Genomic DNA, 13,291 nt, shown 5'->3' with positions numbered 1-13,291 from the left:
ACGAACCCAACCCAACCTAACTTAATCCCAAAGCCTGTCAGCAAGACCCGATGCGCGTTGAGTGGCTTGGCTACTGGCCCGCTCGAATACGTGCTGGGTGCCTAAGCAGGTAAAGTGCACTTTAGCGCGGGTGATGGCGGTGTAAACCAACTCTTTAGTCAGCAGTTGCCATTGGGCTAAGCTGGGACTTGGCGGCAGCACTAAGGCCACGCGGCTAAATTCGCTGCCTTGGCTTTTGTGTACTGTCATGGCGTAACAGGTTTCATGGCTGGGCAAACGGGCTGGCAAGACTTTTAGCAGGCTGCCATCGGCCTTGATGAAGTGCGCCATTAAACGTTCGGGTTTATCTTCATCCTGCAAAATCAATCCGATATCACCGTTAAACAGGCCTAAGTTATAGTCATTGCTTTGGATGATAATCGGCCGACCCAGATAAAACTCCTGTAGCGGTTTAATCAGCTTGGCATTGGCCAATGCTTGAGTTACATACTGATTGATGCCTTCAACCCCATAATCGCCTGAGCGCATGGCGCATAAAATGCGGTACTGGTTAAAGCTTTCTATGATCTCAGCTGTGCTTGGACGCTTACTTAAATCACTATGATTTTCATCGCTAATGTTTACATCGCTATTCAAGGCGCTGAGATAAATACCATATTGCTGGCAGGCTTGCTCTAGCAGTAAATTGAGTCCCATATTATTAGCAGGCTCGCTCACTTTGGCTTGGGTTTGGCTTAAAGCCATGCTGTGTTCTAACCAGCTTAATTCTGCGGGTCCCTGTTGCCATACTTGCAAAATACCTTGAAGATCCGCGCGATTAACGGCGCTCGCAAGTTGTCCAATCCCTGCATCGCCTTTAAATCTGTGGCTGTGCATCAGCATACACAAGCTATCGCCAAGTTTAGGCGCGTCGCTGATATAGGGTGTTAACTCAAACCCCGTTAACGCGCTCAGACGCTCAGCTTGCTCCTTGGAATAGCGCATTTGCCACAGAGCAGAGTTGTTAGATGCTGTGTTATTTTGCGCAAGGTTATTGGGTTCTACTGGTATTTTCAGGCCCGCACAAATATCGGCGAGCACAGCGCCGGCTTCAACCGAGGCGAGTTGATCCTGATCGCCGAGTAAAATCAAACTGGCGTGCTCAGGCAGTGCGCTCAGCAGCTTATACATCATGGGCAAATCGACCATAGAGGCTTCGTCGACGATTAATAAGTCGAGCCTAAGCGGATTACCTTGATGGTGGCGAAAGTGCGGCGAATTGGGAATCACCCCAAGCAGTCTGTGTAAGGTTGATGCTTCCTCTGGAATGCGCCCCAGTGCCGTTAAAAAGTCTTGATTATTTCTATTGCGAGCTTCATCAACAACATCAGTATGGGCGCTGAGTTCCTTCGCCAGACGCGCTTTTGAGGCTTTGATTGATTCGCTTAACCGAGCCGCCGCTTTTCCCGTTGGCGCGACTAAACGAATTTCCTGCTGTGATTCCATTTGTAGCAATAACAAAAGCTTAGTCACAGTGGTGGTTTTGCCCGTACCTGGGCCACCAGTGATCACCGCCAGTTTTTTACCCAGCGCAGTGGCCGTTGCGACCTTTTGCCAATCAATGGGTGCTGTGCTTTGTGTGCTATCACTTTTAGTGATTACACTGGTAGTGAGTACATTGGTAGTGAGTGAATGGGGAGCGCTGACAGTGGCGGGAAACAATTGATCTAGCAGTGACCGCAACTTAGCGGTTTGAGTTTGCTCTTGGTGGCTTACCTCTTCAGAGTGTTTAGATACGCTGCCCGATAGGCAGATTAACGAAGCGGCCACTGAGGTTTCAAATTGATGATAACGCTGCAAATAGAGTCTGCCATTATCAAAAATAAGTGGTTTGTTACTGCCCGCTTGACCGACGGCATCAAAGGTTTGCAAGGTCTCGGTGAGCGCTTCTAGGCTTAAGCTGATTTTACAATGGCTATTTTGCTCGGCCATAGGATTAAGCGGCACGATATGGGCGAGCACTAGGCAACTGTGCTGTGAAGATAATTGCTGGCTTAATAGCGCACACAGCAAAATAAACAAGGGATGTTGGCTGTCACTTGGATGCAAGCGGCTCATTTCGAGTGCGAAATGCCGATCGAGCGGTGTAAGCAGTCGTTCTTGCTCCCACAGCTTTAAAAGCTCTGGCAGCGGCGCGCTAAGCTGGATTGCGCCATGATCTATCCATTTCGCGGCTGTGAGTGAATGTGCCTTTAGCCCTTGGGTTGAGCGCATCATGCCGTGACTCCTGTATCGATTGCACCAGCTAATCTACTGTGAAATAAATTGTCATTAAATAGTGAATCCAGCGCGAGGATAAGTGCCTTCGGCGGCTTGTCGTAATAAACACCGTAGCCGGGATACTGAGCCGACATTCCCCGTAAGAACAAGTAATAACAACCGCCGATATGGCTGTCGTAGTCATAACTTGGCAGGCGTAAACTCAAATACCTGTGTAGCGCCAATGAGTAGAGGATGTACTGCAAATCGTAGCTATGATCGGTTATGGCACTTTGCAACGCGCTCTGATGATAGGCATTGATGTTGTCGCCTAAATGATTCGACTTATAGTCGGCGATATAATATTTTCCTTGGTATTCAAAGGTTAAATCGATAAAGCCCTTGAGCATGCCCTTGAGATCATCAAACTTAAGTGTCGACTCATAGCCAAACTGCTGCAGTAGCGCATTGAGCTCAGTATCCTTAAGTTCGCTTAAGGGTAAATAAAATTCCATTTCGACTAAGGTATCCTGTGGCGATAACTTGGCTAAGCACAGCTCTGGATGAGCTGGTTTGACGGCGCTTACATGGCTAGTGACCTGCGACGCTAAGCCGAGCGGCGCATGCAGCACATCCAGATACCAAGTGTGCAATACCGTTTGCCACTCGGGCGCGATACCGTATTGCAGCATGGCTTTAGGCAATTGCAGCGGTAAGTCGATTTCTGCCTGTGTAAAATCAATCTCTTCTAATACTAAATGCATAAAGCTACCGGCATTGGCGCCGCGCTCAAAGTTAAAGCGATTGAGCATGTCATCCTGCAGATCATGACTTGCCTCATCAGCAATAGAGAGTGTTTGCGCCGCCGTATATTCAAGCGTACCTAATATTTCATCATCTGCGCCAGGCGCGGCTTTGCCATGGCTAGTATTTTTAACGAGACCTGAATAACTGCCAACTCGCCACGGCGTGCAGTATTGGCGGGTTAAGGTTTTCGCGCTCAGTATGTGTGCTATGTCTTGGCTTGAGGGCAATGGCCGTTCATCTATGTCATCGGGCACCTTATCAATACTTATGGCTTCCACATCTTCAGCGAGCTGCTGCGCAGCATTGCAGATACGGGCAAAGTCACATTCTGAGTCGCCTATGCCGAGCAGATAGCCGATAGCGGTTTCATGCAGCTGACTTTTAAGGCCATTTTTAAGCTGACGACTGTGATTGGCGATATACAAATAGCACAAATACACAGGGCGAGTGAGCGCTACATACAAAAGGCGCAAGTCTTCGGCCAAGGTTTCTTGCTTGGCGCGCTCCCAACCGTCATCCGTGCCTTCGATATCCCACACGAGTTCTTGCTCACCAGCGTCGTTGGTTCTGTGGTACAGCATAGGCGTCGGGCGGCGGCGATTGTCGCGGGCTAGGCTGACAAAGGGCACAAAACATACGGGATACTCAAGGCCCTTACTCTTATGGATAGTGACAATTTGTACCAGATTCTGCTCGCTTTCAAGGCGCAGCTGCTGTTCATCGGTGCCTGTGTTATCAATCAGTTGCTGTTCATACCAATTGAGCAGGGCGCTAATACCATCAAGCTCGGTGGCCTTTTGCTGTAATAGCTCAGCAAGGTGGCGAAAATCCGTCAAACGGCGCTCGCCGTTGGTGGCATCTTGCTCCTGTGCATCGGTTTGCGTACTAGCGGAGTGCAGTAAACGGTCAATCAACTTAGTGCTATTAGCAAGGCTGAGTAGCGCGGGCATGATGCCGCGTTTCTGCCACACTTGGTGCAAGTTAAAAAACTGCTCTAATAACAGCTGTCTGTGCTCTTCATCTTGGTTAAAGGCATGAATTTGCTCGGCGCTATAACCTAATAATGCCGTGGCTAGGGCGCTGCGCAGTGCCCGTTCATCTTTTGGGTTCGCTAGAGAGCGCAAAATTAACGCCATTTCCCGCGCTTCAAGGGTATCGAACACACTGTCGCGACTTAAAAATACTGCGCCTATGTGGCGTTTACTTAATGCGGTTTTCATCACTGCCGCTTCGTTGCGATCCCGCACTAGGATAGCGATGTCTTTAGCGATCAACGGCCCTTTAGGGCTGTGGCATTCGCCATTGGCCGCATCTGTCAGTAAATGGGTAATTTGTGCCGCCGCGTCTTCGGCGAGCAAGTGTCTTGCCGTGGTTTTGTTGAGGCCGTTTTCTGCGCTTTCGCTTAAGAGTCTTAATCTTAAGGCGGCTGGATTGGCGGTTTTTTCAGTGAGGATTTTCCCTTTAGCACTGCTGGGCGTTTTCACGCTATCAAAGGGGATCGACTGACTGATAAACGGATCGTGATGCTGGCTAAACAGATGGTTAACCCCAGCGACCATGTTTGCGCTTGAGCGGTAGTTGGTATCCAGATGATAGTGTGCCTGCGTATGATGACGGGCCTCAATATAGGTATGGATATCGGCACCGCGAAAGGCATAAATGGCTTGCTTAGGATCGCCAATCATCAACAGGCTGAGCTTATTTTCTGTATCGTTTTTGCCTTGCTGCTCAAACGAGTAGCTGCCTTGGTAGATGCCTGAGAAAATCGCAAATTGCAGCGGATCGGTATCTTGGAATTCATCAATAAGCGCGACGGGGAAACGTGTGGCCACGGCTTTGGGCAAGGTTTCATTATTGGCATGTAGCGCGCTTGCTAATGTCGTGAGTAAATCATCTGGGGTCAGCACGTTTTTTTGCTGCTTTTGCTGGGCAAATCGCTCGCTTATACCAAGTTTCGCACTATACAAAAACGCCGGTTTAATGGCGGCAATTAATGTGGCGAGTTGCTCCATATGATCCATTAGCGGCGCTTCGCTCACACTTGGGATCACGCCGCCCTTGTTGAGCTTTAACTCAGACAAGGACAAGGCTTTTAACTCTTTCAGTGGCGGCAACCCATGACCGAAGGCGAGCCAGTTATCCAGCGCATCGAACATGGCGGCGAGCTTGGGGTATTTATCCGTTGCTTTGCCAAAGCGGGTGCCATTGAGTGGCAAACTGTGTAGCAATGCCAATAAGCCATCGCGTTCCCGTGGCCAAGCTAATTTAAAGCGCTCTAAACTTTGGCGCAGTGATAGGGCTAAGGCATCAAACTTAAGCGCGGGTTTCAAAGGCTTTGCTTGACTGGCGCCAAGGAGCGGTCGCAACTGTTTGACTAAACCATCGGGCTCGCCAAATTCCTTGGCAATGATTTGTGCTAAGTAATCGGGCAGCGGATAACAGGCCTCACGCCAAAAATCCCGCACCGCATGGTGTAAAAACTCGCTGTCGTCTAAGGTAAAGTCCGATTCGAACAGTAAGGAAGACTCAAAGGCGAGATCCGATAAAATTCGCTGACAGAAACCGTGAATGGTAAAAATCGCCGCTTCATCGAGGGATTTAAGGGCGAGATCGAATCGCCTAAGGGCAATGGCGCGTTCACTCTCTGGGGTGTTGTCATACAATGCCTGCACAAAGGGATCGGCAATCGTTAGCCCTAAGAAACACTTAAAGGCGATTTGAATACGCCGGCGAATACGATCCCTTAGCTCTTCGGTGGCTGCATTGGTGAAGGTAACCACGAGAATCTGCTCGCATGTCAGTGGCGCCGCTATGCCATCACCAAGCAATAAGCGTAAGTAAAGACCTGAAATCGTGTAGGTTTTACCAGTGCCAGCGCTGGCCTCAATCAGACGACTACCGCCAAAGGGCAGAGTGAGAGGATCAAGCGCCTGTGGTACTGAATGTAACGCTGCTGCGTTTAACTGCATCGGTTCACTCATGCTTGCTCTCCCTGTGCGCTATTACGGTTCAAATGTGCTGTAGTCGCTCGTGTGTCAGTCGCTTGTACATCGGGTGTTTGGCCTTGGGTCATGCCATCGTTCAGCGCAAACTCCTCAAGCTGAGCCAGTGTGTCTTTGAGATATAAACTCACCATAGGGCGATAGATGCGCTCGGCTAATGCGCCAAAGCTATCCTCAGCGAAATCCCGCGGGAAGCTGAATAAGCGCTGATAATGGGGCTCGTTCCCTTCTCCTAATTGACTCTGCTCATCCAGCCATTCAGGTAACGCTTGCTGCAAACGCTCATCGTGCTCACCCTCGCAGCTGACGTAGGCCAGTGACGTGCGCGGCATAAAACACAGTGGATATTGCTGGCCTTGATAAAACAACACTAACAAATCGGCCAGTAACGCATGGGCGCGCTCTGCTGTGATTGGCGCTAAGGCGTGAAAATGCCCCATGTCGAGTAGATAGCTTGCATGTGTGTGGCCCATTGCCATTAAACACAGGTGGCGAAGGTACAACCTCAGCACATCGCGACCGTGTGCGCTACCAGGGCGATAATTGACTAACCCCTTAGGGCTGATGTCATCGATACGACCTTGCAGTAACACTTGCTGGGATTTACCCGCCGTAATGGGCAAGTCAAACACGAGTTTAATATCGGCGTGACTGCTGGCTTGTTCTCCCTTGAGGAACAAGGTTCTGCCAATCAAAGGTTTAATATCATGCTGATATTGGCGCAGTAGCAAATCATCGAAGGGCTGCATGGGCAAAGTGCCACTGGCTTTGAGGCGTTTAATCAGTTCAATATCGGGCTCAGTTAGGCCTTGGCCTATGGCATCGTCGAGTAACTGGGCCTGCAACATATAGCGCTCTAGGGCATTCAAGCTAAAGGGCTCGTCATTATCATCGGCCTGAATATTGAGGCTAAGATCGACTTTAAGCGTTCGGTTGAAGAAGTACTGCGCTGGATTTCGAAAGAAACGGATCAGGGCTGACACATCCACTTGTTTGCTTTGCTGTTGTTCGTGCACAGAAGCGGGCTGTGCCTCTGTTTCTGGCACTGAGCCTTGCTCATCTGCTTCGAGCATGATGCGCGTTTGCGCGCCGATAAAGCGGCCCGCATGTGTGCCCGCAGCGCCCGCATTGGGTGGACACCATTGCTGGCTGTAACTTTGGCCTATGCTTGAGCCATCTTCGTCGCTATTTTTTACTGTGGACTGATACAACTTAGGATCGAAGGGTTGCAGCGGCTGGTGGCTGACGATCGCGTTATAGAGGGCTTTTTCAGCTTCCTCTGGGTCTATGGGGCTTGAAGCGTTTTGCGATTGAGCCAATAGCGTTTCAGGCAGATAGCACAGCTGACAATATTCAATCAGTTCAGAGACGAGCATAGAGGCGATACGCTCCGAGTTATCCCGTTCGCTGCGGCCAATATAGCTGATGTACAGTTGCTCGCGCGCCGACAATAAGGCTTCTAAAAACAAATATCTGTCATCGAGACGGCGGGAACGATCGCCTTTACGGGCACCGAAATGCGCCATTAAATCAAAGCCGACGGGATGCTGAACCCTAGGATACACCCCATCATTCATGCCGAGTAAACACACGACCTTAAAGGGGATAGAGCGCATCGGCATTAAGGTACAAAAGTTCACGCTCCCCGCAAGATAACGCTGGCCGACCCGAGATTCGGTTAAGCGTTGATTAAACCATTGTTGCAGCACTTCAATACTGAGGCTCAGTCCGCTTATGCTCTGTTGGGCTAGCGTCTCGAATATACTTGTATCTAATGAGTTTGAATCTAAGGGCTTGCCCGCCGACAGTAACTCTTGCTCTAGGGCGGCGATGGCATCGCGGATTTCCTGTAACTGTTCGCGCTCGTCTTCATCTGTGTCGTAAAAAGCATCCAGCAACTCAGTTAATTCCGCTAAACGCAGGGCGCCCACTTGCGGCAGGGCGAGTATTTGCGCCGTTTCATCGAGCACTTCAATAAAATTGAGTAGCTTACCTAACGCCTGCGCCGATTGGCCTTCGATACCAGTCACGATCAGATGATCTTGGTACAGCGGCGCATCGTCACTCAAGGCGTAACCTAAAATCAGCCTTTTAATACCAAAGGCCCAGGAGTTTTGCTCAAATGCTGGCACACCTTGCTTAAGGCGGCTTTGTTCATCGCGGCCCCAGCGCACGCCCGCTTCATCTAACCAGCGGCGGATGAGTTGCAATTCATCGTCATCGAGCTGGAAACGGCGCAAAATGGCGGTCACTTCGAGTATGCTCAAAATGTCGGTCAGACCAAAACGGCTCTGATTAATCCCGAGTAAATTCAAAAAGCTATTGATGAGCGGTGATTCCTGCGCTGCGCCTCGGTCGGCAATGGCGTAGGGAATGTAATGCAGACCTTGCTTCGCCGAGAAGACGGCATCGATATAGGGCGCGTACGCGGCGACATCGGGCATCATCACCACTATGTCTTTGGGTGTAAGGTCGGCATGGTTGCTGAGTAACTCCAGCAAGTGATCGTGCAGGGTTTCAACTTCCCGCAGCGGGCTGTGACAACTCTTGACTCGAATAGATTCATCGTCGCGCTTAAGCAGGCGTCTGTTCTCGACATTCTGATACAGCTCGGCATCAGGCCCTAGCACTCTGTCTAAGGTTTGCATCTCTAAAATATCGTATTGCACCCCGTGGAGCATGCTGGCGTGACTGTGCGGCGAGTTGGGATCGTCACAGGGTTCACAATACACATCGTCGCCAAAGTCGCAGTGTTCGGCGGGGAGCTCAAGCAGCATATCAAGTAATTCACGGCCCATCTTGCCGTTATTGGCAAGCAGCGGATTACCCACTTCGAGTTTATCTTCCCACAGTTCGGCTAATTGGCGTTTACCTGCATATTGCACCGCCATGCGGGCACGATTACGGGGATCAACAATGTCGCCCCAATAGTGCTGACACGGACTTAAGCCCAGCACGATCACATCGATACGGCCTGCCAGATGGTAAAGCACCTCTAGGGTTTGCGGCGCCATCGAGGAAATGCCAAACACAAATAGGCGTTGTGGTAATTTGGCGAGTGACGTGTCGGGATTATTCAGCGCGGCAATTAAGTCGCTGTGCAGATTGGCCCTGTGGTAATGGCTTTGATTAAGCTCATCACGGTTAAAGGCAATCAGCGTGCGCCATAAAATGGGTTGCCAGCGTTGGTCTTCATTCAGCGGCTTGGTGAGTGAGTCGGGATGCTCGTTTTGCTCCCAGGCTAAAATCCAATCGGGGCGATACACTAAGTATTGGTCGAATATATCGGCGATACGGCCACAGAGTTGGTACAGCTTAATATCGTCAGCCGTCATATCACGGGTGTTGTGCAGTTCACTTGTATCGGCGGCATTTGTGCGGGATTGCTGATGACTTAGATAGTGTCTCAACGGCCCAAAGGCGTCATTTTGCAACATGCGCGGTAAGAGTTGCATCAGCTTCCACGTCATTGCCGCCTTAGTGAAGGCGTTATCCTTAGGCACATTGGGCAATAAGTCATGGCACAACTGCCAGGTAAAGCTCGATGGCAGCGGGAATTCCAGTGCGGCAGCAATTCCATTCTGTTTGGCGATTTCGAGGCGTAGCCAAGTCGACATGCCGGGACTCTGCACCAGAATATGCTCGTTACTCAGTAGACGTGCAAAAGCAAGGGGTTGGGTCAGGTAAGCGGCTAAATGGGCGCAGAGCACTTCCATCTGATTGGACTGGATTAACTTTAGCATGTGCAACTCGGCATGGTGACAGTAAAACAATTCTATGTGTTTGATTTATAAGATTCAACACTATTGCTGCTTCTGTGGAATTAACCCGCAATTTTAGGCGTTTACTGAGCCTTAAACTGGTGAAACTTGGCCGGCTAATGCTCAGCTTACCAATGCTAGGCTAGCGTGAACTTCTTTTTCACCTTTGCCCTGAGCAATAACCAATTCAGTTGCTTCGCCGCCGCTTTAAATTTTGTTAAATGCGCTTGATAGTCATCAGCCAGTAAATCTTGATACTTCAGCGCCACATAACTTTGGGTCAAGGTGTGCATCAGCGTACAAAGCTGTGGTGAACTGTGTTGGTATTGCTCGATAATCTGCTGCGCAAATTGGTTTGGCCCATCACTGTCATTACGCTTAATACCATGGCGGGCGAGGCGATTGCAGATCTGTTGATAGCGGGCGCTGATAGGATCGCCCTGAGTGCTAAAATGTAACAGCCCCGCACTGTAGGCGATATAGAGCACGATAAGGCTGATACACAGCCCCATAAATACCGCGATTTTAGTGTTAGTCACATCGCCTAAGATGCCGCTGAGCACTTGATTCTGCCTATCTTTATTGAAACCCAATACCCACACGCTCCAGTAATAATCTATGCTGGCAAAACGTTGCCTTAACTCATTGAGCCAAGGCATGGATTTAAAGCGTAAGCTACTAAAAGGGCTTTCCTGCAGGTAACTTAGCGCGGGATCAAACTGGGCGTCGAAACCTTGTTCGATACGATCGGGCGCCACCATAGCGGTCGGGTCGAAACGCACCCAACCTTCGCCTTCGAGCCAAACCTCTGCCCATGCGTGGGCCATATATTGATACACGCTGTAGTAACCCGCTTGCGGATTAAATTCGCCGCCCTGATAACCTGTAACCATACGTGCGGGCAAACCTGTGGCCCGAGCCATAACAATGAAGGCGGCGGCATAGTGCACACAAAATCCGGCTTTGTTTTCAAATAGAAAATCATCCACTTGCTGCGGCCCAAGGGGGGGCGGCGTGAGAGTGTAGAAAAAAGGCTCGGTATTAAAGTGGCGCATCATGGCCCACAATCGTGGCTTAGGCTCGGGATACTGAGTCTTGAATTGCTCGGCCAGCGCCCAAGTTCGTGGATTACTGTTACTTGGTAGTTCGAGGTTAATCTGCCTTTGCCGCGCAGAGAGCCTAAGATCCATCTTCGCCTTGGGCCAAGACTCTACTTGATAACTCATTCGCTGATCGACATTGCGCAGTGCTAACAGCCGATAATCAGGCATATTGACCACACTATCATCTTGGCTGTAGGCGACATCGAGGCCAAATAACCACGGCTGGTGGCTCGGCTCAGCAATCACTTGGTAACGAATACTCGGCTTATTGTTTTGCTTGCCTTGTTTTGCAGCATCTTGACCTTCGCTGTCTATCGAAGCGGGGCTCTTTGTTAAATCAGGGTTATAGTTCACAGAGTCAGGACTCGTGACTGTCGAAGCTGGATTATTAAGCATCAAAGCTGGGCTTGGCCGTGATGGCGGAAACAGCAGCGCATCTTTTTGCAGCTTTTTAATGCCTTCCTCCTGACGCCAAGTCATACCGTCATAGTTTTCCATCACCAGCGCGCGCCAATATAACTCAGCATTAATGGGCGCCGCATTGGTAAAACTCGCCCTAAAGGCCAGTTCGGTCGAACGGGTGAGCTTGCCGATATCACCAATGGCCAGACTATCGGACAAGCCCGTTTGCGCTTCTTTCATGTTGGGCACTAACCAGAGCGGCGCAAAACGCGGTAACACTAAAAATAACAGCAGTGCGAGGGGCACACTCTGGAGTAAAAATTTACTACCGAGCCATGCCGTGTGTTTTAGGGAGTGTTTATCTTGATACAAAGTAACGAGTACGCAGGTATTGATCAGCGTTACCACGAGTAAATGCGCGGTATTAAGCAGGGATTGATGGTCGATAAAGGTCAGCGCGATAATAAAATAGCCCGCGAGGACGACAACGCGCACATCCCTTTGATTACGCATTTCAATGTATTTTAAGGCATAACCTAACAGCAGCAGATTCACCAGCGCATTGAGTAAGCCTATTTCCTTTGAAACGAGTGCCAGTGTGGTTGCGGCGCCGATCGCAAGACTGGTCACCAAAAAACGCGGCGGCTTTGCCACTTTGCCGACATAAATCCCCACACGCCACAGCAAACAAATTGCGCAAATGCTTAAGGTCCAAGGCGTGGTCTTATCAAATAGCGGGCTCAGTACGGCGATATTGGTGATCAATAACCAAAATAAAGTCTGACGGCTGATGTTATCGCCAATTTGCGGTGTCGTGCTGCTGGCCGTTAATGTCATGCCTGTTCCCTCGAGGTCGGGATATGACGTTTCTTGCTGGTGGTTTTAGCCGTTTTATTTGAGTGCTTTGCCGCTGCTGATGACGAATTAACGGCTGACGGCGCTAGCTGTGGATACAAGGCAAGGGCCTTATGGCAGGCGATTCTATGGTTATGACCGATAGAGGGCGCGATCAATATATCCTCGCCCATTGGTGTTTGCAGATGTAGGCCAAAATATTGCTCGAGTTGCGTGAGTTTATTGATTTGCCAGCTTAATTGACTCAACTGGGTTTCGAGCCGTTTAGCATCAGGTCTGAGTCTTAACCAGACGGGATCGCCTTGGGGCTGCTGGAATTCTTTACTCAACATACCGCGACCCTGCGCCCACTGTTTCCACGCCACTTGCTTGAGGGACTCGCCGAGCACATGGGGTTTAAGTCCTTTAAACTCATCAATGCCTGACACATGTTTACCCGCCAGTAGCAGAGGATCTTGCTCCGACTGAGTATGATCAGCCTCAAGCTGCAGCGGCGCTTCAATCGGCTGGGCAAAGACTAAGTGACTAATGGCCAAATCCACATGGGACCATGCGCGGCAAAGCCCTAAGGGATAGAAGGATTCAATTTTGAGCCGACCCGGTGACACTTGGCCCCGCTGATGATATTCGAAGGGCACGAGCGCTTGCTGTTCATCTGTGCCGACGTTCTGCACCGTATAAGTGCGATTATGCGGATAGTTAAGCTGAATATTATGGCCACTGTGATGGGTGCTGATGAGGACCGGAAAGGTTAAGGTCTCTCCCGCATAGACTTCGGGCGGCGTCATGGCGCGTAAATGTAGACCAGCAAGATTTTTGTAACTGTAGAGAATACAGGTATTAAAGAGGCTTAGGAGTAAGATGCTAAGGCCAATGACTAAGTTATTTTGATAGTTAGTGCCAAAAAGATATAAGAGTAAAACCAACCCGAGCCAAACTAAGCCAAAAACACTCGGCAAAATAAAAATGCTGCGATGGCTTAAGGTGATTTCAGGACTCGGTGGCAAACGCCTTGCTAACCAACGCTGCCAAATCGGTACTAGAGTCGGAACGAAAGTAGGGCGTATCAGTCGTTTCACTTCTGCATCACTTCCATGGTTGAATGGCTTGCTTTAATGCCTAG

At 50.0% G+C, this 13,291-nt stretch carries 5 protein-coding genes; all 5 read right to left on the bottom strand.

Translation table 11 applies throughout. The features are described 5' to 3' along the window. Nucleotides 1-21: 21 nt before the first annotated feature. On the bottom strand, nt 22-2,256 hold the full coding sequence (gene recD / locus K5Q99_RS10095) for an exodeoxyribonuclease V subunit alpha (protein WP_220776777.1): 2,235 nt from the start codon (nt 2,254-2,256) through the stop codon (nt 22-24). Next, nucleotides 2,253-6,026, bottom strand: coding sequence for an exodeoxyribonuclease V subunit beta (gene recB, locus K5Q99_RS10090; protein ID WP_220776776.1), 3,774 nt, complete (start codon nt 6,024-6,026; stop codon nt 2,253-2,255). Before recB ends, recD begins: the two co-directional genes overlap by 4 nt. Beyond that, nucleotides 6,023-9,790: an exodeoxyribonuclease V subunit gamma gene (recC, locus tag K5Q99_RS10085; protein WP_220776775.1), complete on the bottom strand. Its 3,768-nt coding sequence runs from the start codon at nt 9,788-9,790 to the stop codon at nt 6,023-6,025. The genes recB and recC overlap by 4 nt, the downstream gene beginning before the upstream one ends. A gap of 155 nt (nt 9,791-9,945) precedes the next feature. Further along, on the bottom strand, nt 9,946-12,150 hold the full coding sequence (locus tag K5Q99_RS10080; RefSeq protein ID WP_220776774.1) for a transglutaminase TgpA family protein: 2,205 nt from the start codon (nt 12,148-12,150) through the stop codon (nt 9,946-9,948). Further along, nucleotides 12,147-13,247: a DUF58 domain-containing protein gene (locus K5Q99_RS10075; protein ID WP_220776773.1), complete on the bottom strand. Its 1,101-nt coding sequence runs from the start codon at nt 13,245-13,247 to the stop codon at nt 12,147-12,149. Before K5Q99_RS10075 ends, K5Q99_RS10080 begins: the two co-directional genes overlap by 4 nt. Between the last annotated feature and the right edge of the window lie 44 nt (nt 13,248-13,291).

The sequence above is a fragment of the Shewanella hafniensis genome (assembly GCF_019655335.1).
Lineage (GTDB): Bacteria > Pseudomonadota > Gammaproteobacteria > Enterobacterales > Shewanellaceae > Shewanella > Shewanella hafniensis.
Note: the sequence above shows the minus strand (reverse complement) of the source record. Positions and strands in the feature narration are given on the sequence as shown.

Coding starts and splice junctions, on each gene's coding strand:
- recD (WP_220776777.1), bottom strand. CDS start 2,256: ATGATGCGCTCAACCCAAGGGCTAAAGGCACATTCACTCACAGCCGCG.
- recB (WP_220776776.1), bottom strand. CDS start 6,026: ATGAGTGAACCGATGCAGTTAAACGCAGCAGCGTTACATTCAGTACCA.
- recC (WP_220776775.1), bottom strand. CDS start 9,790: ATGCTAAAGTTAATCCAGTCCAATCAGATGGAAGTGCTCTGCGCCCAT.
- K5Q99_RS10080 (WP_220776774.1), bottom strand. CDS start 12,150: ATGACATTAACGGCCAGCAGCACGACACCGCAAATTGGCGATAACATC.